23 protein-coding genes and 1 pseudogene are annotated in these 20,921 nt (G+C 69.7%); 15 read left to right on the forward strand and 9 right to left on the reverse strand.

From position 1 onward, the window contains the following. Positions 1-14: 14 nt before the first annotated feature. The gene (locus AC0685_RS00115; protein WP_478223557.1) at positions 15-1,178 is read left to right on the forward strand and encodes a pyridoxal phosphate-dependent aminotransferase; all 1,164 of its coding nucleotides are present in this window, start codon (positions 15-17) and stop codon (positions 1,176-1,178) included. A 12-nt stretch (positions 1,179-1,190) separates the two neighbouring features. Here the strand turns inward: AC0685_RS00115 and AC0685_RS00120 are convergent, their stop codons facing one another. After that, on the reverse strand, positions 1,191-1,664 hold the full coding sequence (locus tag AC0685_RS00120; protein WP_478223558.1) for a sigma-70 family RNA polymerase sigma factor: 474 nt from the start codon (positions 1,662-1,664) through the stop codon (positions 1,191-1,193). 365 nt (positions 1,665-2,029) lie between these two features. On the opposite strand from AC0685_RS00120, the gene AC0685_RS00125 reads away from it, so the two are divergent. After that, positions 2,030-3,082 (forward strand): hypothetical protein, encoded by a 1,053-nt coding sequence (locus AC0685_RS00125; protein WP_478223559.1) that lies wholly within the window; start codon positions 2,030-2,032, stop codon positions 3,080-3,082. A 516-nt stretch (positions 3,083-3,598) separates the two neighbouring features. Here the strand turns inward: AC0685_RS00125 and yczR are convergent. After that, entirely contained in the window at positions 3,599-5,053 is a 1,455-nt protein-coding gene (gene yczR / locus AC0685_RS00130) for a MocR-like transcription factor YczR (protein ID WP_478223560.1), read from the reverse strand. Between the two features lie 61 nt (positions 5,054-5,114). On the opposite strand from yczR, the gene yczE reads away from it, so the two are divergent. After that, positions 5,115-5,747: a membrane protein YczE gene (yczE, locus tag AC0685_RS00135; protein WP_478223561.1), complete on the forward strand. Its 633-nt coding sequence runs from the start codon at positions 5,115-5,117 to the stop codon at positions 5,745-5,747. A 36-nt stretch (positions 5,748-5,783) separates the two neighbouring features. Here yczE and AC0685_RS00140 read toward each other — a convergent pair whose 3' ends face one another. Next, positions 5,784-6,308 (reverse strand): Clp protease N-terminal domain-containing protein, encoded by a 525-nt coding sequence (locus AC0685_RS00140; RefSeq protein ID WP_478223562.1) that lies wholly within the window; start codon positions 6,306-6,308, stop codon positions 5,784-5,786. Further along, complete coding sequence (locus AC0685_RS00145) at positions 6,308-6,517, reverse strand: sigma factor-like helix-turn-helix DNA-binding protein (protein ID WP_004559389.1); 210 nt, start codon at positions 6,515-6,517, stop codon at positions 6,308-6,310. Before AC0685_RS00145 ends, AC0685_RS00140 begins: the two co-directional genes overlap by 1 nt. Positions 6,518-6,578: 61 nt before the next feature. Between AC0685_RS00145 and AC0685_RS00150 the strand changes: the two genes are divergently transcribed. Further along, positions 6,579-7,352, forward strand: coding sequence for a protein phosphatase 2C domain-containing protein (locus tag AC0685_RS00150; protein WP_478223563.1), 774 nt, complete (start codon positions 6,579-6,581; stop codon positions 7,350-7,352). Between the two features lie 134 nt (positions 7,353-7,486). Continuing rightward, positions 7,487-7,957: pseudogene (locus tag AC0685_RS00155) on the forward strand (DUF998 domain-containing protein); the annotation flags it as partial. A gap of 78 nt (positions 7,958-8,035) precedes the next feature. Here the strand turns inward: AC0685_RS00155 and AC0685_RS00160 are convergent. Continuing rightward, on the reverse strand, positions 8,036-9,040 hold the full coding sequence (locus tag AC0685_RS00160) for a D-cysteine desulfhydrase family protein (protein WP_478223564.1): 1,005 nt from the start codon (positions 9,038-9,040) through the stop codon (positions 8,036-8,038). Positions 9,041-9,114: 74 nt separating this feature from the next. Here AC0685_RS00160 and AC0685_RS00165 point away from each other — a divergent pair, with 74 nt between their 5' ends. The 7 genes from AC0685_RS00165 to AC0685_RS00195 all read left to right on the forward strand — a co-directional run bounded on the left by AC0685_RS00165 (position 9,115) and on the right by AC0685_RS00195 (position 15,677). Continuing rightward, on the forward strand, positions 9,115-10,497 hold the full coding sequence (locus AC0685_RS00165; RefSeq protein WP_478223565.1) for an amidase: 1,383 nt from the start codon (positions 9,115-9,117) through the stop codon (positions 10,495-10,497). Further along, positions 10,494-11,042, forward strand: a complete 549-nt coding sequence (locus AC0685_RS00170) for a TetR/AcrR family transcriptional regulator (RefSeq protein ID WP_478224421.1) — start codon at positions 10,494-10,496, stop codon at positions 11,040-11,042. The genes AC0685_RS00165 and AC0685_RS00170 overlap by 4 nt, the downstream gene beginning before the upstream one ends. Continuing rightward, a complete protein-coding gene (locus tag AC0685_RS00175) occupies positions 11,039-11,896 on the forward strand; it encodes an oxygenase MpaB family protein (RefSeq protein WP_478223566.1) in 858 nt (285 codons plus the stop codon). The genes AC0685_RS00170 and AC0685_RS00175 overlap by 4 nt, the downstream gene beginning before the upstream one ends. Positions 11,897-12,132: 236 nt before the next feature. Then, the gene (locus AC0685_RS00180; protein ID WP_478223567.1) at positions 12,133-13,581 is read left to right on the forward strand and encodes a hypothetical protein; all 1,449 of its coding nucleotides are present in this window, start codon (positions 12,133-12,135) and stop codon (positions 13,579-13,581) included. Then, a complete protein-coding gene (locus AC0685_RS00185; RefSeq protein WP_478223568.1) occupies positions 13,578-13,985 on the forward strand; it encodes a FixH family protein in 408 nt (135 codons plus the stop codon). Before AC0685_RS00180 ends, AC0685_RS00185 begins: the two co-directional genes overlap by 4 nt. A gap of 17 nt (positions 13,986-14,002) precedes the next feature. After that, positions 14,003-15,136, forward strand: coding sequence for a hypothetical protein (locus AC0685_RS00190; RefSeq protein ID WP_478223569.1), 1,134 nt, complete (start codon positions 14,003-14,005; stop codon positions 15,134-15,136). Next, positions 15,129-15,677: a hypothetical protein gene (locus tag AC0685_RS00195; RefSeq protein ID WP_478223570.1), complete on the forward strand. Its 549-nt coding sequence runs from the start codon at positions 15,129-15,131 to the stop codon at positions 15,675-15,677. The genes AC0685_RS00190 and AC0685_RS00195 overlap by 8 nt, the downstream gene beginning before the upstream one ends. A gap of 58 nt (positions 15,678-15,735) precedes the next feature. Here the strand turns inward: AC0685_RS00195 and AC0685_RS00200 are convergent, their stop codons facing one another. Beyond that, positions 15,736-15,990: a DUF397 domain-containing protein gene (locus tag AC0685_RS00200; protein ID WP_478223571.1), complete on the reverse strand. Its 255-nt coding sequence runs from the start codon at positions 15,988-15,990 to the stop codon at positions 15,736-15,738. A gap of 350 nt (positions 15,991-16,340) precedes the next feature. On the opposite strand from AC0685_RS00200, the gene AC0685_RS00205 reads away from it, so the two are divergent. Further along, positions 16,341-16,613 (forward strand): hypothetical protein, encoded by a 273-nt coding sequence (locus AC0685_RS00205; RefSeq protein WP_034310462.1) that lies wholly within the window; start codon positions 16,341-16,343, stop codon positions 16,611-16,613. Between the two features lie 5 nt (positions 16,614-16,618). Beyond that, the gene (locus tag AC0685_RS00210) at positions 16,619-16,879 is read left to right on the forward strand and encodes a hypothetical protein (protein ID WP_478223572.1); all 261 of its coding nucleotides are present in this window, start codon (positions 16,619-16,621) and stop codon (positions 16,877-16,879) included. 180 nt (positions 16,880-17,059) lie between these two features. Here the strand turns inward: AC0685_RS00210 and AC0685_RS00215 are convergent, their stop codons facing one another. Genes AC0685_RS00215 through AC0685_RS00225 form a run of 3 tightly spaced genes read right to left on the reverse strand, consistent with a single transcriptional unit; the run spans position 17,060 to position 19,597 of the window. Further along, positions 17,060-17,908, reverse strand: a complete 849-nt coding sequence (locus AC0685_RS00215) for an SAM-dependent methyltransferase (RefSeq protein WP_340686807.1) — start codon at positions 17,906-17,908, stop codon at positions 17,060-17,062. Between the two features lie 14 nt (positions 17,909-17,922). Further along, positions 17,923-18,738: an SAM-dependent methyltransferase gene (locus AC0685_RS00220; RefSeq protein WP_478223573.1), complete on the reverse strand. Its 816-nt coding sequence runs from the start codon at positions 18,736-18,738 to the stop codon at positions 17,923-17,925. A gap of 1 nt (position 18,739) precedes the next feature. Next, positions 18,740-19,597 carry a helix-turn-helix domain-containing protein gene (locus tag AC0685_RS00225; RefSeq protein ID WP_478223574.1) on the reverse strand — a complete coding sequence of 286 codons (858 nt, stop codon included), beginning with the start codon at positions 19,595-19,597 and terminating at the stop codon, positions 18,740-18,742. 219 nt (positions 19,598-19,816) lie between these two features. On the opposite strand from AC0685_RS00225, the gene AC0685_RS00230 reads away from it, so the two are divergent. Continuing rightward, entirely contained in the window at positions 19,817-20,725 is a 909-nt protein-coding gene (locus AC0685_RS00230; RefSeq protein WP_478223575.1) for an MBL fold metallo-hydrolase, read from the forward strand. Positions 20,726-20,921: the final 196 nt, after the last annotated feature.

Here is a 20,921-nt window from a genome sequence, read left to right on the forward strand (position 1 = left end):
GAGGATGGCTGATCGTGCGCGAACCTGTCCTCGTACCCCGCCTCCAGCCCTTCACGTCGACCATCTTCGCGGAGATGACGGCACTGGCCGTCCGTCACGAAGCCGTCAACCTCGGCCAGGGTTTCCCCGACACCGACGGGCCCGCCGGAATGCTCGACGCCGCCAAGAACGCGCTGTTCGGGGGTGCGAACCAGTATCCGCCGGGACCGGGGCGTCCCGAACTGCGCGCGGCGATCGCGCGGCACCGGCTGCGGTACGGCACCGCGTACGACCCGGACACGGAGATCCTGGTCACCGCAGGCGCCACCGAGGCCATCGCGGCGTCGCTGATCGCGCTGACGCAGGCGGGTGACGAGGTCATCGTCATCGAGCCCTACTACGACTCGTACGCGGCCGCGGTCGCCATGGCGGGCGCGGAGCGGCGTGTCGTCGGCCTGGTGGAACGCGACGGCCGGTTCGCGCTGGACATCGAGGGCCTGCGCGCCGCGGTGACCGACCGGACCAGGGCGATCCTGATCAACTCGCCGCACAACCCGACCGGCACGGTGTTCACCCGCGCCGAGCTGGAAGCCGTCGCCGCGCTCTGCGTGACGCACGATCTGATCGCGATCACCGACGAGGTGTACGAGCACCTGGTCTTCGACGACGCCGAGCACCTGCCGCTGGCGACCTTTCCCGGTATGCGCGACCGGACCGTCTCGATCTCCAGCGCGGGCAAGACGTTCAACTGCACCGGCTGGAAGATCGGCTGGGTCTGCGCGAGCCCCGAACTGGTCGCGGCGGTGAAGGCGGCGAAGCAGTTCATCACCTTCGTCTCGGGCGGCCCGTTCCAGCCTGCCGTCGCCCACGCGCTGGACCACGAACTGCCGTGGGCCGAAGACCTGCGTACGAGCCTCCAGGACAAGCGGGACCGGCTCTCGGCGGGGCTCGCGGAAGCCGGGTTCGCGGTCCGGCCGACCGCCGGGACGTACTTCGTCTGCGTCGACGTCCGGCCGCTCGGGTTCGACGACGCCGCGGAACTGGCCTGGGAGCTCCCCGAACGGGTGGGCGTGGCGGCCGTGCCCGTAAAGGTGTTCACCGATCACCCGGAAGAGTGGAAACACCTCCTGCGTTTCGCGTTCTGCAAACGCAACGAGGTCATCGACGAAGCGGTCACCCGATTGCGCAAACTTCGGTGACTCGTCCGATGTTCACGCCCAGCCGCTCTTTTCGAGCGTCCGTCTGAGCCGGTCCAGACACCGTCTTCGCAGCCTGCCCACACTGGCCGGACTGATGTCCAGCTCACCCGCGAGCTGGGCGTAGGACAGCTCCGGCCGGTACGCGAGGAGCCGCATCATCCGCCGATGCGAGTCCGGCAGGCGATCGACCGCCGCCCAGAGCGCGCGATCACGTTCGGCACGGACGACCTCGGCCTCCGGGGTCGTCTCCTCGTCGGGCAGCGGGCGCGGCGTTTCGCGCCTGGTCCTGGTGATCATCCGGAGCGCGCGGCGCCGCGCGGTGGTCGTCAGCCAAGCACCGAGCTTCGCTTCGTCGCGTAGTGCGCCAGGCGCACGAAGCAGTTCCAGCCACGCGTCCTGACAGACGTCCCTGGCGTCGGCTTCGCTCAGCCGATACGCCTTCAGCGTCCTGAGCACCGCCGCCGACAGCGCGTTCACGTCCCACATCCCGGACCCTTCCCTCCCGGCGGCTCGCGTCCGCCGAGCCGCTCACCGAACGCGACTTCGACGGCACGCACCGCAGCAGGGATCCGGAAAAGGTCAGGTCACCGAGGATTTGAGTAGTTCCACCTCTCACCGGATGGCCGCCGGGCACATACCGAGAGTGATCAACTCCGGTACTCCAGGCACCGGAGCCGGTTGCGTCGTTCCGCCTAACGGGCTGGATCGACGGCGGCTGAAGTGAAACACTCCCCTCCGGTGCTAAAACTGGTGCAGCCCCGGGGGAACTGCGACCTGGCCGGAAGAGACCCCAAGCAAGATCGAACTCACGCGGGAAACGTGGGTTTCAGGCGCGGACGGTGGTGATTGCTGTGAGTGGTACGGCAGTCGTGCGCCGTGGCGGCCTCACCGCCCCGAAGCGAATCCTTTTCGCGGGCGGGCTTGTGCTCACCGGCTGGATCCTCGGCGCCGTGCTGAGCACCCCGGCTTCAGCCGACGAACAGGCACCCGTGACGCCGGAGACCTCCGTGGTCCAGCCCGCGGACGAAACCGGGTCCGGGAAAACGACCACTCCCCAGGAGTCCACTTCGGACCCCACCGCGACCGAGACCGCGAAACCCACTGAGACCGCTGAATCCTCCCAGGAAGAGCCCGCTCCCGTCGTGCACGAGGAGCCTGAGGCCACTGTGGAGGAAGAGGCGGGTACTTCTTCGGAACCGGCCACGAAAACCGCAGAGACCCAGGCGTCCAATGGCTTACTGGGCGGCCTCATCGGCGGCGTGCTGAATGTCGTCACGAACACGGTCGGCGGCGTCGTCCACACCGTCGGCGGGGTCGTCGACGGAATCGGCGACCAGGTAGTCGCGCCGATCATCACGCCGGAACCGTGCTGTGGCACGGGCGCCCCGGTGATCCTGCCGGGCACCGGCGACATGCTCGACCCCGTCTTCGGCGGCGGCTCCGGCGAGTCGGCGAGCGGCTCGGTCACCATCGCCGTCCCGGCCAAGGCCGTCACGGAGAAGGTGCCCGCGCCTGCCACTCCGGCCCCGCGCCCGGTCGTTCCCGTCGAGAGTCCCGCTCCGGCGACGGCAAGCCAGAACCACCGCGTCACCCTGCCCGTCCAGGTCAAGACCGACGCCAAGCCCGCTCCGCCCGCGCCCGCCGAATCCGACACGCACGCGTCCCCGGACGGCGGCGGCTCGAGCGGCGGCGGCGGTGGCCTGCCGAACTCCCCGGTGGCTCCGATCGCGCCCACGACGACCGCCCAGCCGGGGCACGACAACACCGGCGGCGGCCGCGGGCCGCTCGCCGTGCTCGACTCCGGCATGCCCGCCACGCAGCTGAAGCTCATCGGCACCGGCTGCGACCACGAAGGCGAGCGCACCGGCAGGGAAGCCGCGCTTCCCGCCACCTCCCCCGACTGACCTGACCAGGTCGCCGGGGAGAACCTCGTCCAAACCAAGATCAACTTCGGGTTTCGACGTCCGCTGATTCCTCTGGCACAAGCCGCTTTCCGCCTGCCCTCGTTCAGGCATCCCCTTTGTCTTCCCGAACGGCCGACCGCGCCCGGCCGGTTCGGATCCCGGCCCCGGCGCCGCGCTGCCCCTGCGGCGCCGGGACCAGCACCGGGTGGACTTCGGGGGCTTCTGCTCACCGCGCCGAGCAGGAGCCGGTCAAGCTCGAAGCCCGCCTGAACCGCGGGCGGTTCCCGGCACGTCGAGGGGCTGTGCCGGGTAACCGCCGCGGTGCCCGTCCCAAGGTTTCGGCCTTGGGGCGGGCCGGATAGCCGGTGCGCTGGTCGCGCGGCGCCGATGCCCTCCCTGGAGCATCGGCCGCCCCGCCGGCGCACCGGCTATTTCCGTTTCCAGCCCCGCGTTTCGTCCTCTGAATGCGGTAGTTGCGCGTGCAAGTACCGCATTCAGAGGACGAAATGCGGAGAGTCAGGTGACCTGGACGGTGGCCGGGGCGGCCGTGGCGGGGGTCGCGGCCACCGAAGCGGCGGCCGTGCCCAGCCGCCGCACGGCCTCGAAAAGCCGTTCGGCCGGAAGCGCGTACGGCAGCCGCAGCCAGCGCTCCAGTCCACCGTGGACACCGAACCGCGAGCCCGGCGCCACCTGCACTCCGTGCCCCGCCGCGGCGACGGCCAGCCGCGTGCTCATCGGCTCCGGCAGACGGCACCACAGCGAAAGCCCGCCGCGCGGTACGGTGAACGTCCACTCGGGGCAGTACCAGTTCAGTGCCCCGGTCAACGCGTCCCGCAGCGCCAGCGTCTCCTGACGGCGGTGCGCCAGCGCGGCCCCGCCGTCGTCGAGCAGTTCGGCGAGGACGAGTTGCTCGAAGACCGGCGACCCCAGGTCGACGGCGAACCGGGCCGCGATCAGCCTGCCGATGACGTCCTCGGAAGCGCGGATCCAGCCGAGCCGCAGGCCCGCCCAATGCGATTTGGACGCCGAGCCGATCGTGATGCCGAGGTCGCCCAGGTACGCGCCCAGCGGCGGCGGCCCGTCGGCCGGATCGCCTTCGAGGTCCAGCTCGACCAGCGTCTCGTCGACGATCGCCGGGGTCCGGGCGCGGTTCAGCGCGGCCGCGAGGCGCTGACGGCTGTCCGCGTCCATGCGCAGGCCGGTCGGGTTCTGGAAGTCCGCGACGAAATACGCGAGCCTCGGCGAGGATTGCCGCAAGGCGGCCTCGATCCCGACGATGTCCCAGCCGGTGGCCGGATCCAGGGGCACCGGCACCGGGATGGCGTGCGCGGCGCCGATGGCCTCCAGCGAGTTCGGGTACGTCGGCTGCTCGACCAGCACCCGGTCGCCCGGACCGGCCAGCATCCGCAGCACCTGCACGAACGCGTGATGCGCGCCGTTGGTGACCATCACCTGATCGGCGTTGGTCGTCAGCCCGCGTTCGGTGTAGCGGCGGGCGATCCGCTCACGCAGGACCCGCAGGCCGCGCACCTGGTAGCCGTTCTCGCCGAGGTGGTCGACCAGCGCCTTCCGCGCGGCGTCCACGGCCGGGACCAGGCCGGCGACAGCGGGCGGGCAGGCCTGGGCGAGGTCGATGAGGTCCTCGCCGGTCGGCAGGATCGCGTCCCGGCCCCGGCCGCCGGGAGAAGCGATCCACGAGCCCGCACCGCGACGGCTGGCGACCAGGCCGTCGGCCCGCAGCTTGTCCAGCGCGGCGCCGATCAGCGTGCGGCTGACCTCCAGCGCGTCGGCGAGTTCCCGTTCGGCCGGGAGCTTCGTGCCGAGCGGGAGCCTGCCGTCGAGGACCAGCAGCTCGACGGCCGCCGCGAGATCCGCGGCACCGTGTCGAGAACCACTCTGCCGCCAACTTCCCAGCAAAAGGGCCAATTTTGTGCCTGAAACGCGTCCAGTCAGCGGAATCAGCGGTTCCATAAGGCCAATTCTTTCAGATTGGTCATGGTCAAGGTAGCCACTTACCCCTGATGGTGGACCCGTGGCACTCAAACTCGACCTCAGGCCCGTCGGCATCTCCCAGGACACCACCCGACGCTCGATCCAGCTCGTCGGCGGACTCGCCCTCTACGGCGGCAGTATGGCCATGCTGACCAGGTCGGGACTCGGCCTTGACCCGTGGGACGTGCTCCACGAAGGGCTGATGAAGATCACCGGTCTCTCGTTCGGCACGGTCACCGCGATCGCTTCGGTCCTGGTGCTGCTGCTGTGGATCCCGCTGCGGCAGCGGCCCGGTATCGGCACCGCGGCCAACGTCGTGGTCATCTCGCTCACCGTCGACCTCGTGCGGGTCTTCCTGCCGGACCAGGACGTGCTCGGCTGGCAGATCTTCAACCTCGTCGCCGGGGTCGTGTTCAACGGCCTCGCCGCCGCGATCTACGTCGGCGCGCGACTCGGCCCCGGCCCGCGCGACGGGCTGATGACCGGCCTCTCGGCCCGGACGGGCAAGTCGATCCGCCTCGTCCGGACGCTCATCGAGATCACCGTCCTGGTCGCCGGCTGGCTGCTCGGCGGCACCGTGGGTGTCGGCACGGTCCTCTACGCGCTCGCGATCGGACCGCTGACGCAGGCTTTCCTGCCGTACGTCATCTGGCGAGAGCGCTCCGCCGGCTAGCCGCTCGCCGGGACTCGCGTGAGCCGGCGGCGCTCCTCAGCTGGCCTCCCGTTGCTCAAGCAGCCGCCGGACGGCGAGGTAGTCGATGCCCCGCTGCGCGAGCACGTCGGCCGCGACACCGGGGACAGCGGTCAGCGCGAGCAGCAGATGCTCGCCTTCGATGCGCTTGCTGCCGACATCGATGGCTTCGCGAAGGCTCTTCTCCAGTACCTTCTTCGCCTCCGGCGTGAACGGCCGATGACCGCGCCCCACACGACGGCCACCGGTCAGCGCGCCGGGGCCGTGGCGCTGCTCGACCCGCTCGACGATGTGCTCGACGTCGATGCCGAACCCGCTCAGGGCTTCGACATCGGCGTCGCTCATCCCGCCCCGCCGCCGGACGCGGCGGAGGTCGTCGGCCAGTTCGTCCGCCGGGCAGCCCAGTGCGGTGAGCACGCCGGTGTGCCGGGCGAGGGACGTCAGCAGATGCAGCGGGTCGACGTTCCCGGACACCTCGTCCGACGCGACGCGCTGGGCGCCGACGACGACTTCGCGGGCTTCGGTGGTGAAGCGTTCGAACATCAGTGCCTCCCGTACTTCTTGTGCACCGCTTGCCTGCTGACCCCCAGCTCGGCCGCGATCTCCTGCCAGGACCAGCCGTGCACCCGCGCGCTGCGGACCTGCACGGCTTCGAGTTGTTCCAACAGCCGGCGCAAGGCGGCGACGGCGCGCAATCCCACGCGGGGATCGCGGTCGCCGGCTCGCGCGGCCAGATCTGTCGCTTCGGTCATGACGTCAACCTACGTTGACATCTCGTCCGCGTCAACCTCGGTTGACAGTTAGGGTCGGGTCATGGTCGAAATCGCAGTGGCGGAAAGGGACGGAGTAGGCGCGGACGGAGCGACGCGCCCGACCGAAGACCATGTCGCCGTACTCGGCAACGCCGTGGTGGTGCTCGACGGGGCGACCGCACCGCGGCCGGATCTGCCGTCCGGCGGCTGGTACGCGAGTCTGCTCGTGCACAGCCTGTCGCGGGCCTTGAGCGCGGAACCCCAGGCCGATCTCGCGGTGCTGCTGGCCGAGTCGATCGCCGACGTCGCCCACCGCGAGGGCCTCGAACCGGGACGATCGCCGTCGAGCACGGTCGCGATCGCGCGCTGGACGGACGACACCGTCGACGGGCTGGTACTCGCGGACAGCCCGATCATCGCCTTCGGGCCTTCCGGCACCGACCCGCTGACCGACGACAGGCTCGTCTCGCTGCGCGAACGCGGCCAGCTCCGCACCGGCGCCGACGTCCGCGCGAAACGCAACGCTCCGGGCGGCTTCTGGGTCGCCGAGGCGGAACCGAAGGCGGCCGCGGAAGCCATCCGCCGCAGCTGGCCGCGCTCGGAGGTCGACGCCCTGCTGCTGGCGACGGACGGCGTCGCGATCGGTGTCGACGAATACGACCTGTTCGACTGGCCCGAGGTGCTCGCCATCAGCCGGGAGCGTGGCCCGGACGCCGTCCTCGACGCGGTGCGCACGGCGGAGAAACAGGACCCGGACGGCGAGCGCTGGCCCCGCGCGAAAAGGCACGATGACCAGCTACTGGTACTCGTCGACTTCGGGGTAGCCCCAGGGTAAAACCGGGGGCTTCCCGGATCGGAAATCCGCGCCCGCGCGAGCACGCTGGACGCATGACGTTCCCTGGGGAGAGATCGCGGACCAAGCCCTGGCTGATCGCGTCGGGCGCGGCCATCGGCTGGGCACTGTTCACCATGGTCGTGCTCCACCTGATCAGCTCACGCGATCCGGTGTTCGACACGCTGTCCAGCTACGCCTACGTCGATCGCGGCACGGGCATGCTCGGCGCCAGCGTGCTCTCCCTGTCCATCGGCTCGCTCACCGCGCTCGGCGCGCTGGCCGCGGCCGGGATCCCGCTCAGCCGCACCACGAAACTGCTGTTCGTGCTGTGGTCACTCGGGCTGGCGGCGGCCGCGATCTTCCCGGCGAGCTACCCCGAATTCCCCGATCCGGTCAGCGGCGAGATCCACCTGTACGCCTGCCTCATCGCGTTCCTCAGCCTGCCCGCCGCCGGGTTCACCCTGCGCGACAACCTGCGCGGCACGCCCGCGGCCAAGCTGGTCGGCCGCCTGGCGTGGGGAAGCGCCGCCGGGTTGATCGTCTTCGGGCTCAGCTTCATCTTCGTGCGCCTGTCCGACATCCCGTTCTTCATGACACTGACCGACATCGCGCCGGTCGGCGTCATGCAGCGGGTTTCGCTGGTGGCGCACGTGATCCTGATCGCCGGGATGCTGAAGGTCGCGTCAGCGGCGCACCGCGTCGGCGAATTCGGGGGCGTAACCGTAGAGGCCGGGCAGACCGCCCGTGTGCAGGAAGACAACGTGCTCGCCGGGCGCGAAATGGCCTTCGGCGGCCCACTCGATCAGCGCGGCGCCCACTTTGCCGGTGTACACGGGATCGAGCGCGATCCCTTCCGTGCGGCCGAAAAGCCGCACCGCGTCCCACGTCCCGGCGGTCGGGATCCCATAACCGGGACCGATCGTGCGGTCGTCGATGCGCAGGCCGTCGAGTGACGGCGGCTCGCTCCCGAGCAGCACGGAGGCCGCGATGGTGAGGTCGGCCAGGTTGTCGAGGGCCTCGTCGACCGGATGGCTGACGCAGGCGATGTCCAGCGTCAGCCAATCGATGTCCGCCGTTCCGACGATGAGCCCGGCGGAGGTCCCGCCACTGGCGTGCGGGGCGACCAGCCGCGCCTTGGTGATGCCCAGCTCACCGAGCTGCCCGGCGATCTCCCGCGCGGCCGCGACGTACCCGAGCGCCCCGACGCCGTCGGAACCGCCGACCGGGAACGTGGCCACCTCGCGGCCCTCGGCCGCGGCCTCGGTGATCAGCCGCTCGTAGGTCCTGCCGGTCTCCTCGCCGTCGCGGCAGATGTGCACGTTCGCACCGAAGAGATGATCGAGGGAGACGTTGCCGGACCGTTCGTACGCGTCGCCTTCGCGGGGGACCTTCGCCGTCAGCACGAGCTCGCATCGCAATCCGAGCTTCGCGCAGGCCGCGGCGGTCTGGCGGCCGTGGTTGGTCTGAAGCGCGCCGAACGTGATCACCGTGTCGGCGCCCTTTTCGATCGCCGCGCCGAGCAGGAACTCGAGTTTGCGCAGTTTGTTCCCACCCACCCCGAGCGGATGCACGTCATCCCGTTTGAGCAGCAGGTTCGGCAGGCCGAGGGCCTCGCCCAGCCGCGGTGCGGGATGCAGCGGCGTGGGGTAGCCGCCGAGGTCGACGCGGGGGAAGCGATCGAAGTTCATGAAAGTCACGTAACCACACCGAAGCTACCCGGTGGTATCGTTCGTTTGAACGAACGAGACGCGCAGGGGGAATCATGACCACCTCGAAACCGGACCTCGCGTTCACCGGCCTGGCCGAACAGGCCTCGCTGCTCGCCAGTGGCGCGGTCACTTCCGTCGAACTCACCCGTCAAGCGCTGGAGCGGGCCGAAGCGAGTCAGCCCGTTCTCAACGCCTTCAAATGCCTTCGCGCCGAAGAAGCCCTTCGCGAGGCGGAGGAAGCCGACCGACGTCTCGCCGCCGGCGAGACCGCTCCCCTGCTCGGCGTCCCCACCGCCATCAAGGACGACCTCGACGTCACCGGCCTGCCGACGGCGTTCGGCTGCGAAGGCGACTTCGCCGCCGCGACGGCGGACTCCCCGCCTGTCGCCGCGCTCCGCGAGGCGGGCGCGGTGCTCATCGGCAAGACCAACACCCCGGAACTCGGCCAGTGGCCGTTCACCGAAGGCCCGGCGTTCGGCGCGACCCGCAATCCGTGGGACACCGAGCGCACCCCGGGCGGTTCCTCCGGCGGCGCGGCGGCGGCCATCGCGTCGGGGGTGATCGCCGCCGCGCTGGGTTCCGACGGGGCCGGGTCGATCCGGATCCCGGCCGCGTGGACCGATCTGGTCGGGATCAAACCGCAGCGCGGCCGCGTCCCGACCGAACGCGAACTCTTCCACGGGCTGACCGTGGTCGGCCCGCTCGCGCGCACCGTCGCCGACGCGGCCCTGCTGCTCGACGTCGCCGCCGGGACCGGCACCGCGTTCCAGGCGGCCGCCCGCCGTGAACCGGGCCGCCTGCGAATCGGGCTCTCCACCAGGATCCCTTTCACGGCAACGAAAACCCGGCTCGATCCGCAAGCGCACGCGGCCGTCGTCCGGCTCGCGGAGCGGTTCGCCGAACTCGGCCACGAGATCGTCGAGATCGAACCCGACTACCGGCTGATCGGCCTCACCTTCCTGCCGCGTTCGCTCGTCGGCGTGCGCGACTGGTCCCGTCGCGTGCCGGACCAGGCGCGGCTCGACCCGCGCACGCGCGCCAACGCCCGCCAGGGCTCGGTGCTGGCCGGACCGGCGCTGCGGCTCGCCCGCGCCACGGAACCATCGCTGCAACGGCAGATCGGCTCGGTGTTCGGCCGGGTGGACGTCGTCCTCACGCCGACCACGGCCACGCCGCCACCGCGGATCGGCAGCTTCGACGCGCTCTCCGGCTGGCAGACCGACCAGGCCATGATCGCCGCGTGCCCCTACGCTTGGCCGTGGAACGTGCTGGGCTGGCCGGGCGTCAATGTCCCCGCCGGACTGAGCCGGGAAGGACTGCCGCTCGGCGGGCAACTGCTCGGCCCCTCGCACGCCGAGGAACGGCTGATCTCGCTGGCCGCGCAACTGGAAGAGGTCGAACGGTGGCAGGACCGCAAACCCGAGACCGCTTGGTGAACACCCGCGAAGCCATTCTCCACGCCGCGCTCAAGGTGGTCGGGGAACAGGGCGTCGGCGGGCTGACCAACCGCCGGATCGCCCGGCAGGCCGAGGTCTCGCTCGGCACGCTGACCTACCATTTCCCCAGCCAGACGGCGTTGCTGCGCGAGGCGATGCTGCTGTTCGTCGAAGAAGAGACCACGAAGCTGACCGGGTTCGTAGACGCGTACCGCGAACAGGGCTTGAGTGTCGAGCAGGCCGCGTCGGTGGTGGAGCAGGTCATCGCGCAGCTGCCCTTCGGCACCGACGAACTCGGCGCGCACGAGCTGTACCTGCAAGCCGCGCGCGACCCCGGGCTCCAGGACGCGGCCGCCCGGTGTTTCGCCGCCTACGACGAGCTGGCGCTGGTGATCCTGAAAACGCTCGGCGTGCCGTCCCCCGAGCGGCTGACCGGCCCGGTCGTCGCGCTGATCGCCGGCCTCCAGTTGCGCAGGCTGGCCACGGGCGACGACGGCGTCGGGGTGGCGCAGTCGTTGATGATGCTCGTCCGCGGCGCGTCATGAGCGGTCCGCCGATCGTCAAGGGGACGGCGGCGTGGCGGTACTTCGGCGACTTCCGGGCCGGGCTGCTGGCGGGCCAGGTGCTGGTGCTGCAAGTCGCGCATCCGGTCGTCGCGGCCGGGGTGCGGGATCATTCCGACTACGTCGAAGATCCGTGGACCCGGCTCATGCGCACGGCCGCGTCGCTGTCCATCTACATCTACGGCGGCCCCGAGGGCGCGCGCTACGAGGCGGACCGGCTGCGCGAGCTGCACCGGTCGTTCACCGGCGTCGACGACGGTCACCGTTACAGCGCGCTCAACCCGCGCGCGTACGCCTGGGTGCACGCCACGCTCGTCATGGTTCCCGTTGACACACAACGGTTCTACGGCACCCCGATGACCCCGTCCGAACTGGACGAGTACTACGCGCAGATGTGCGACGTCGGACGGCTCCTCGGTCTGCGCGAGCAGGACATGCCGCCGACGTGGCCGGAATTCGAGCGGTACTACGCGGAAATGATCGACGGTTTCGGCCCGAACGAGACGATCTCGACGTTGTTCGAAACGATCCGCACGGTGAAGAAACCGTGGCGATGGCTGCCCGACAATCGGTGGGTGCGCTTGCAGCGGCGGCAACACCAAGGGCAGATGTTCGTCATCCGCGCCACGCTGCCGCCCGCGCTGCGGGATCGCCTCGGTCTACAGTGGACGGACCGGGACCAGCGCCGGTTCGACCGGTTCCGCACGGTGGTGCGGCTGGCCGGCGGGCTGGTGCCGGTGCCGTTGCGGTCTTCGCTCGTGCGACGGATCGGCAGGCTCAATGTCTGGTTCCGGGCGCATCCACGCGCCTACCGGTACCTGGGCGGGAACACGTGACTCGCGTGCTTCGGGACGTAACTCGCGTGCTTGGAGCCGGAACTCGCGAGTTCCGGCTCCAAGCACGCGAGTTCCGGGGTCAAGCACGCGAGTTCCGTATTGGGGGCCGGGTCACCTGGGGGAATTCCCCCTGCCCTGCCCCACCGGAGTAAGGGACGCCGTCCCCTTTACGGGGGACCCCGGTTCACCCCGCACCGTGACGTTTTCCCGGACCATCGTCGTTAACTTCAACCGGGATGGGGAATTCACCGAGGGGGCGGCGCACGACGCTGTTGGTCATCGCCCGTGTACTCGCGCTCTGCGCGCTGGCGTCCTTTCTGCTGGGCGGCACGGCCCAGGCGGACGGCGTGTCGAGCGGCGCGGACGTCCAAGTCGCGCAGACGCTCGGCACCCGCGATCTCACGGTCATCCTGCGGCGGATGGACATCGCGCCCGGGCCGCTGCACGTCGACGTCGTCACGCACACCGGAAGCGCGCCGGGAACACTGAAACTGCGCGCGTCGGCCGCCGGGACGACGTTTTCCGAAACCACGATCCGCCTGGACGGGAAACCCGGCGCCCACGCGGCGCAGCTGCGGGTGGACCAGCCGGGGCCGTGGGAGCTCGGCCTCGACGACGGGACGGACACCGCGTCGATCCCGTTCATCGTCCCGGCCAGGGTCATCCCGCCGTGGGAGAAGGCCACCTTCGGCGGTTTTGTCGCCGCGGGCGTGTTCCTGGTGCTCGGCCTCGTCGTCGCGCTGCGGGGCAAGCGGCCACAGCTCGCGCTGATCCCCGCCGGCGGGATGGTCGCCGCGCTCGCGGTCGCGATCACCGGCGCGATGCTCTCCGCGTCCACCCCGCCGCCGCCCGCGCCCGGTACCGCGCTGGACCCGACGATCGACAACATCCGGGACCCGTATGCGAACGCGCAGATGTCCACTGTGGACTTCTCCCGGCCGCCGGTGAATCTGGCCGCGCACTCGCCGAACGCGCGATCCGGCGGTCTCGCCGAGGTCCGGATCGCCGTCGCCGACGGCGCGACCGGCCGCCCCGTCGACGACCTTTTGGTGCACGACAACGCCTTGATCCATCTCGTCGTCATCTCGCCGACAGGCAGGCTGTGGCATCTGCATCCGGTGCGGGTCGGCCCCGGTGACTACCGGGTGAAGTTCACCCCGCCCGAGGCCGGGACCTACGCCGTCGCCGCGGAACTCGCCCGGCGAGGCGGCGGCGTGCAACTGGCCCGCACCACGCTGGATGTCGCGGCCGGAAAGGATTCCGCCGCCGAACCCGTTCCCGCCGGAGCAGGAAAGCGAGTCGTGCAAGGAAACCTGGTCGACGTCGAGGTCAAACCGGGAAAGCCGACCACGATCACCGCGCGGTTCGGCAAAGCGGATCTTCAACCCTGGCTGGGGATGCTCGGCCACCTGATCGTCGTCGGCCCGATCACCGACGACAGCCGGGTCGGCGCGGATGCCGCTGCCGCGCCGACCTGGGCCCATGTGCACTCGATGATCCCGCAATCCCCTGGTATGCCGGGGAAGCCGGATGAGACCGTCGCCGCGTACGGGCCCGACGTCCCGTTCACCTACACCTTCTCCGCGCCCGGCAAGTACCGGATCTGGTTGCAGGCCGAACGCGACTACACGGTGCTGACCGTGCCCCTGCAGATCGAGGTCCCGCAGGAAGGGGTACCGCAATGAGTTCCACCGTGGACAGACGCAAGCCCGTCCTGCTGATTTCCGTCGTCTCGGTGCTCGTGGTGGCGATCGTGGCCTGGCTGGTCTGGCCGAGCAGCGGCGGCGCGCAGGTCCAGCGCTCGACACAGGGCCCGTACACGGTGCAGCTGTCGGTCGAAGATCCGCACCAAGGCGAGAATGTCTTCGCGCTGACCGTCACGGGCGCCACGCCGGACGTCGTCACCCTCGAACCCGTGATGCCGCAGATGGGGCACGCGCTCGCCCCTTCGCCCGCGATCGCGGAGGGGCCTGGCCGGTTCCGCACCGGCGACGTCCTGCTGCCGATGTCGGGGCAATGGGAGATCACCGTTTCACTGCGCGGGCCGTCCGGCGCCACGCAGCACGTTTTTCCTTTGCTGGTCAAGTAAAGAGAGAGGTCGGGGGTATGGAACTCACCGCGGGAGGAGCGAGGGCCGTCTCGGTGGCGCGAAGTGAACGCACCGGTCTCGTACCGGCGGGCACGGTGCTGGCCGGATCGGTGATCTCGCTGATCGGGCTGACCTGGGACATCCAATGGCACGGCGATGTCGGTCCGGACACTTTCTTCACGATGCCGCACCTGTTCCTGTATTCGGGCAGCGCGATCTCCGGGCTCGCGAGCCTCGCGGTCGTGCTGATGACCACGGCGGCGCGCCGGGCAGGCCGCCCGGTCGATGCCAGGGTCGGCGGCCGCGCGATCAATGTCTTCGGCAAGGTCTTCGCCGCACCGGCCGGCTACCTGGTGACCGGTGCGGGCGCGGCGATGTTCCTGCTGTACGGCCTGTGGGACCAGTGGTGGCACGGCCTCTACGGCTTCGACGCGGTGATCGACTCGCCGCCGCACATCGGGCTGCTGCTGTCGATCACGCTGAGCATCATCGGCACGGTCATGGTGTTCGCGGCCGCTCGGGAACACCGCTGGGGCACCGTCGGCGTGGTCGGCAGCCTCGGTGTGCTGATCGCGTTCAGCACGGTGACCGTGCTGGGACTGCAGCAGATCGACGTCGACGGGCTCGACGTCGTCTCCGTCGGCATCGCGCTGCTTTCGGTGCTGCTGGTCTCGGCGGGCGCCGGATTCTGGGCACGGCCCGGCGGCGCGGTCCGGGTCGCCGCGGCACTGGCGGTCATCCAGGCGATCACGTGGTGGTTCTCGCCCTGGGCCGCGGAGGCGTACGCGGGAGCCGTCGGTCTGCCCATGCGCGACTACATCGACGGCGTTCCCGCGATGCCCTCGATGATGCCGATGGCGCTGCTGCCCATCGCGGCCGTGCTCGAGGCGGTATATCTGCTTTCGCGACGCGGCTGGTCCGCGGGCCGCGTTTCGGTGCCGGCGGGCGCGATCGGCGGCCTCCTGGTCGGCGCGAGCATGCCGATCCAGAACGCGATCGTCTACGGCGCCGACCGGATGCCGTGGGCGGTCGTGTTCGCGACGGCCGCCGCCGGCGCGGTGGCCGGGCTGCTCGGCGGGTTCGCCGGGTGGCGTTTCGGCGGGATGCTGGGGCTGCTGGCCCCGGCGAAGGGGGACAACGCGCATGCGTAAGACACTGCTGGCCCTGGCGGCGGTGATCGGTCTGCTGTTCGCGACCACGCCCACGGCGAACGCCTACGAACCGGTGAACATCGTCCACACCGAACGGGTCCAGGTCGGTCCGTACGGGATGACGGTCGGATTCAGCACGTGGCCCTTGCGCGCCATGCAATCGCTGGACTTCACGTTCATCCCGGACGACGGGATCGCCGGCAAGTCGGGGACGCTCGCGTTCGTCAATCCGGAGACCGGGCGGCTGGGGCGTCCGCAGCCGCTCGCGAAGCATCCGCGGAAACTGGAGGTGTGGGGGCTGGACATCCGTGCCCTGCAGACACAGGGCTCGTGGACGTTCCGGTTCGAGATCGAGGGCCCCGCGGGCAAGGGCACGGGAGAACTGCGGGATCTGGCGGTGCTCGAACAGCCGGGTCCGCCGATGGCGGTGAGCTGGTCGATCAGCCTGATCCCGCTGATCGTCCTCGCCGTCCTGATCGCCGTCGCCTGGCGCAGAACGAAATCCAGGCTGCGCGGGAACGGGCTCCCCGCCACGGTGTGACTCGAAGTGACCGAAGGTCGGATGGCTCGCGTGTCCCGATGGGCACGCGAGCCTTTCGTCATGGGCTCAAATCGAACTGTCCGGCCTTGACCGCCTCGAGGAAGGCGTTCCACTCACCGGAATCGAAGACGAAGACGGGACTTTGGGCCAGCTTGGTGTCACGGACCCCCACCAGGCCTTCCCTGCCGAGATTGACCTCGACGCAGTTCCCCCCGTTGGGCTCACTCGCGAAGGATTTCTCCCACGCGGAGTCGTCGAACAGCGACACGGCCGTGGTCGGATCGTAATCCACCGCCGATGGATAATCGGCCATTGGTCGTACCTCCGAACGTCGGTCGGGGGTGCGGGCCGCGACCTGCGCGAACCGTCACCGTCCCGGCTTCTCCCTGCCTCAACGGGACTATCCCGCACGGCCAAGTGGGTGATCAACTCCGCCCACCCTCGACATGAAGATTATTCCAGGAGTAGGATTAATCGCAGCGGCCGGGGCTCGGTTGTTGGTGATTCGCTCGCAGTACGCGGACATCCCGGCGACGGACGTCACCGGGTGCGTCAGCAGGGAGTTTCGCCGTTCCGGCAGGCCACCGACGGCAGGTGACCGGCGGGGACACCCACCCCGCGGCGCATGACCACCCACCGCCGACCTCGTGGGGGAGGATCAGCGTGATCATTCAGGACACCATGCCGGCGACGGTACTCGCCGTCGGCAGGCTCATGGCCGGGACGGCGGGCGAAAGCCGCCGCTCCGCGCATCTCTTCGATTTGCACACCGGGGGTTCGCACCCCGAGTTCCTGCACGCCCGCTGCGGCGCCGCGATGCCGTACGACCACTTGGAATGGGTACCCGTCGGTTCGGGGATGCCCTGTGAGCGTTGCCTCGGCCTCGCCGGTTCGGCCGACCAGGCGCGGTTGCCGCGTCCGAGCCGGGGGGTGTGACCGCCATGGCCGTCCGTCTCACCACGCTGCTGTTCCGCCGTGAGGACGAACGCCTGGCCTCGGCGAAGCACCACCGCACCATCGGGCTCGAACTGCGTCAGCGGTTCGGGTTCAGCCTCATCCAGGCCCCGCTGCGCAAACAGCCGCCGTGGAACTCCGAAGTCGACGCGCCCGGCGCGCACCGAGACCTGATCAGGACCGGCCGGCCGCTCGAAGGTCAGTTCGAGCTGACGCCCCTGATCGGGCATCTGACCGGCCGGGCCTGACCGCTCAGGGCCTGTTGGCGGAGCTGAGGTTTCGTCCGGAAAGTGGCCATAGACGTGAACCCGCCCGGCCGAAGGCCCCGCTATCGCGGTGGCAGGGCGCCCTTCACCACCTTCGTAACCTGAAAGACCAGGTCACGTCCTGCCGACGTCGATCGCGGACGCGGGTTCACCTACAGACACTCAGGGCTTGCGGCCCAGCCCGCCGAGTCCGCCGGTGAAGGTCGGGTCGTCCGCGAACCGGTCGCTCGCCCGGGAATCCGCTTCGTCGAGATGCCAGGTGGCCATCCAGTCGATGCCCGGCTCCACCATCTCCAGCCCGTCGAAGAACGCGGCGAATTCCGCGCGGGACCGCAGATGGAACGGCGCGCTCGTCTTCTTGTACAGCTCCTGGACGTTCTCCCGGTTGTCGCCTTCCTTGCGGGTGACGCCGTCCTCGGTCAGATGCGAGGACAGGAAGTACGAACCCGACGGCAGGAAATCGAGGTACCGCTGGACCATCTCGTGCACGGGCTCCTCCGGGCCGAGGAAGTACAGCAGGCCGACCAGCACCAGCCCGATCGGCTGCCGCGGGTCGATCACCCCGGTCTCGAGGGCGCGTTTCCAGATGTCGGCGGGATCCCGCACGTCGCCCTGCAGGACCGCGTGCCGCCCGAGCAACCCCTCCCGTTCCAGCAGCAGCTGGGAATGCGCGACGGCGACCGGCTCGATGTCCACGTACACGACCCGCGAATCGGGGTTGATCGCGCTCGCGATCTGGTGGACGTTGCCGACGGTGGGCACGCCTGAGCCGATGTCGAGGAACTGCGTGATCCCCTGACGGGCCAGGTAACCCACGCCGCGGCCGAGGAAGTCGCGGCCGACGCGGGCGAACGTCTTGACCTCCGGGAACTGCTTCAGCACCTGCGTGCCGAACTCGCGGTCGATGGCCCAGTTGGCCGAACCGCCGAGGAACCAGTCGTACACCCTGGCCACGTTGGGCCGTTCGAGATCGACACCTTCGGGAACTTCGGGGTCCTGCTGCGTCGTCATACCGTCACACCTCGTCAGAAACCGGGTTTGCGGGCGACCCCGCCGATGGCGCAGTTAAGCGCAGGCGAGTGGGGGTCGTCCAGCCGCCATGCGCCGACCGGGACCAGACCCGGTGCCACGAGGTCGAAATCGCCGAAGAAACCGAGGATCTCTCCCTTGTCGCGAAAGGACGCGGGCGTGCTCGACTGCTCGTACTGCTTCACGACGCGCTGGACCTGGTCCAGCTCGTCACCTTCCACGCCGGACATAGTGACGTGGGACAGGACATAGAAGGAGCCCGCGGGCAGCAGGCGCCGGTATCGCGCGATGACGTCGGGGAGCCCGGGGTCCGGCACGAAATGCAGGACCGCGACGGTGAGCAGGGCCACCGGTTTCGCCGGATCGAGCACGCCGGTGTCGATGGCGCGTTCCCAGATGTCGTCCGCGTCGCGCAGGTCGCCGCCGAGCACCGCGTGCCTGGCGGGATTCCCGTTCTTCTCCAGCAGGATCCTGGCGTGCGCCACGGCGACCGGTTCGTTGTCGACGTACACGCACCGGCTGTCGCCGTCGACGTCGTCGGCGATCTCGTGGACGTTGCCGACCGTCGGCACGCCGGACCCGAGGTCGAGGAACTGGTTCACCCCATGCTCGGCGCAATGCCGCACCGCGCGGCCGAGGTAGGCGCGGTTGGCCCTGGCGAGCGAGCGGATGAGCGGGAAGGTCTTGACCAGCTGTTCGCCGAATTCCCTGTCCACCGCCCAGTTCGCGGTTCCGCCGAGCGCCCAGTCGTAGATCCGGGCGGCGTTGGGCCGCTCGAGATCCACGCCGTCGGGCAGGAATCGCGGGTCCATCTCAGGATTGCATCTGGGTTCTGTACAGCTCGGCGAGTTCCTTGAGGAACTGCCGGGTCTCCTGACGCTCCAGCGCGGCGCCGCGCAGCCGGTCCCAAGAGTCGACGAAGATGTTGAAGTCCTTGACGTCGTCGAGGTACAACCCGCCCGCGGAATGTTCGATGTAGACGAAATCCCTGGTGCGATCGGGAAAACGCATGATGGTGAAGTCGTTGGGCACCGCGGCGAGCCGCGCGCCGAACGGCAACACGTGCACATACACGCGCGGATGCCTGTCCAGCGCCAGCAGATGCTCGACCTGATCCAGCATCACCGCCGGGGCGGAGCCGCCGGGAGCGCGGCGCAAGGCGCCTTCGCTGATGATGAACCGGTAGTAGGGCGGCTGCTGCTGTTCGAAGACGGCCTTGCGGTCCAGCCGGTTGCGGACCAGTGAGGTCACGTCGGTGGCGCCCGCTTCGGTGAACTGCTTGAGCATGTAGTGCTCGGACTGCAACGGGCCGGGGATGCGCTCGCCGTGCCAGGTGAGGATCTCCGCGGCCGCGGGTTCGAGGTCGGTGAAGGTGCGGAACCAGTGCGGCACCACGGATCGGTAGCCGGACCAGTGGCCGCGCTGCCCGGCCGCGGCGCGGGCCAGGTTCATCAACGTGTCGGCCTCGTCGCCGTTGATCCCGAACGCGTTCAGCATGGATCGCACATCCCCGAGCTTGACCCCGACGGCACCGGACTCGATCTTGTTGACCTTGCCCTGGGTGCAGCCGAGAACCTCGGCGACCTGCTGCTGTGTCATCCGCGCGGCGTTGCGGGCATGCCGGAGCTCGTTCCCGAGCTGCTTCCGGCGCGAGGTGACGGTGCTGGCCATCGCCTTGCTCTCCCGGACCACATAACCAGGACCGCGGCTGCCCGCGGTCCTGCGCGCGAATACTCGAACCCACCCAGGGTACTTCACCTTGAGGGGTTCGATGATGACATTGCGCAGCGTTCCAGGAAACGCCCGAAAACACCAGTCACCTGGTACGTCACCCTGGTGGCGGATCGATCTCGTCACATTTCGGGCACGCCGGTCGGGCATAGTGACCGAGTGGACCAATCCCCCTTCGCCAGGCAAGTCACCGATGGTGTCTTCGGGTACGTCCAGCCGGACGGCTCGTGGTGGATCAACAACTGCGGGATCGTCGCCGCGGGCGATCACACGGTGGTGATCGACACCTGTTCCACCGAACGGCGTACCAGGGCGCTGCTGGCGACGGCGGAGTCGGTGGGCGGGGCGCCGGTGACCACCGTGGTCAACACGCATCACCACGGCGACCATACGAACGGCAACCACCTGGCGACCGGCGCAACGATCGTCGGGCACCGGAAGACGCGCGAAGTGATGGTCGCGACCGGGATCAACACCTACGAGAACTCGTTCACCGGCAACGACTGGGGCCATCTGGAGCTGCGGCCGCCCGAGGTGCTGTTCGACGACCGGCTGACCGTGCACGCCGGCGACGTCCGGCTGGAGCTGATCCACCCCGGACATGCCGCGCACACCACCAACGACGTCCTCGTCTGGCTGCCGGAACGGCGGGTGCTGTTCGTCGGCGACCTGATCTTCAACGGCGGCAGTCCGTTCGCTTTGATGGGCTCACCGGCCGGTTGGCGGAAGGCGCTGGACCTGGTTCGCGAGCTGGAACCGGAGACGATCGTGCCGGGCCACGGGCCGGTGTGCGGCCCCGAAGCGATCGACGTCGTCGACGGATACCTGGGCTTCCTGCAAAAACTCGCTTCGTACGGGAAGGCCGCCGGGTTGACACCGCTTCAGGCCGCTCGCGATGCGGATCTGGGGCCCTACGCGGCACTGTCCGAACAGGAGCGGCTGCCGGCGAACCTGCACCGGGCGTATGCCGAACTGGACGGTCTCGAGTGGGGCGCGCCGATCGACCTGGGTGCCGCGCTGGCGGACATGGTCACCTTCAACGGCGCCCCGATCCGGTGCTTCTCCTGACGGCCCCGCCGCCTGTCCGCTGACGGTGCCGCCGCTGTTGCGAAAGCCACAGCAACCCTCCCGGCACCCGTGCCCTCCCCAGGGCACCCGCACCCGATGTCTTGAAAGCCCCACACGCAGCCCCCACACGCAGCCCCCACCCGTCCCTGGGGGGCGACCCCGAACCCAGCGTACCGGCGAGAGGGGGCGGGCCGGG

This window comes from Amycolatopsis sp. NPDC043889, assembly GCF_056435645.1.

Coding starts and splice junctions, on each gene's coding strand:
- AC0685_RS00185 (WP_478223568.1), top strand. CDS start 13,578: ATGAGTTCCACCGTGGACAGACGCAAGCCCGTCCTGCTGATTTCCGTC.
- AC0685_RS00165 (WP_478223565.1), top strand. CDS start 9,115: ATGACCACCTCGAAACCGGACCTCGCGTTCACCGGCCTGGCCGAACAG.
- AC0685_RS00160 (WP_478223564.1), bottom strand. CDS start 9,040: ATGAACTTCGATCGCTTCCCCCGCGTCGACCTCGGCGGCTACCCCACG.
- AC0685_RS00215 (WP_340686807.1), bottom strand. CDS start 17,908: ATGACGACGCAGCAGGACCCCGAAGTTCCCGAAGGTGTCGATCTCGAA.
- AC0685_RS00145 (WP_004559389.1), bottom strand. CDS start 6,517: ATGACCGAAGCGACAGATCTGGCCGCGCGAGCCGGCGACCGCGATCCC.
- AC0685_RS00140 (WP_478223562.1), bottom strand. CDS start 6,308: ATGTTCGAACGCTTCACCACCGAAGCCCGCGAAGTCGTCGTCGGCGCC.
- AC0685_RS00195 (WP_478223570.1), top strand. CDS start 15,129: ATGCGTAAGACACTGCTGGCCCTGGCGGCGGTGATCGGTCTGCTGTTC.
- AC0685_RS00120 (WP_478223558.1), bottom strand. CDS start 1,664: ATGTGGGACGTGAACGCGCTGTCGGCGGCGGTGCTCAGGACGCTGAAG.
- AC0685_RS00210 (WP_478223572.1), top strand. CDS start 16,619: ATGGCCGTCCGTCTCACCACGCTGCTGTTCCGCCGTGAGGACGAACGC.
- AC0685_RS00150 (WP_478223563.1), top strand. CDS start 6,579: ATGGTCGAAATCGCAGTGGCGGAAAGGGACGGAGTAGGCGCGGACGGA.
- AC0685_RS00180 (WP_478223567.1), top strand. CDS start 12,133: ATGGGGAATTCACCGAGGGGGCGGCGCACGACGCTGTTGGTCATCGCC.
- AC0685_RS00200 (WP_478223571.1), bottom strand. CDS start 15,990: ATGGCCGATTATCCATCGGCGGTGGATTACGATCCGACCACGGCCGTG.
- AC0685_RS00225 (WP_478223574.1), bottom strand. CDS start 19,597: ATGGCCAGCACCGTCACCTCGCGCCGGAAGCAGCTCGGGAACGAGCTC.
- AC0685_RS00175 (WP_478223566.1), top strand. CDS start 11,039: ATGAGCGGTCCGCCGATCGTCAAGGGGACGGCGGCGTGGCGGTACTTC.
- yczR (WP_478223560.1), bottom strand. CDS start 5,053: ATGGAACCGCTGATTCCGCTGACTGGACGCGTTTCAGGCACAAAATTG.
- AC0685_RS00220 (WP_478223573.1), bottom strand. CDS start 18,738: ATGGACCCGCGATTCCTGCCCGACGGCGTGGATCTCGAGCGGCCCAAC.
- AC0685_RS00190 (WP_478223569.1), top strand. CDS start 14,003: ATGGAACTCACCGCGGGAGGAGCGAGGGCCGTCTCGGTGGCGCGAAGT.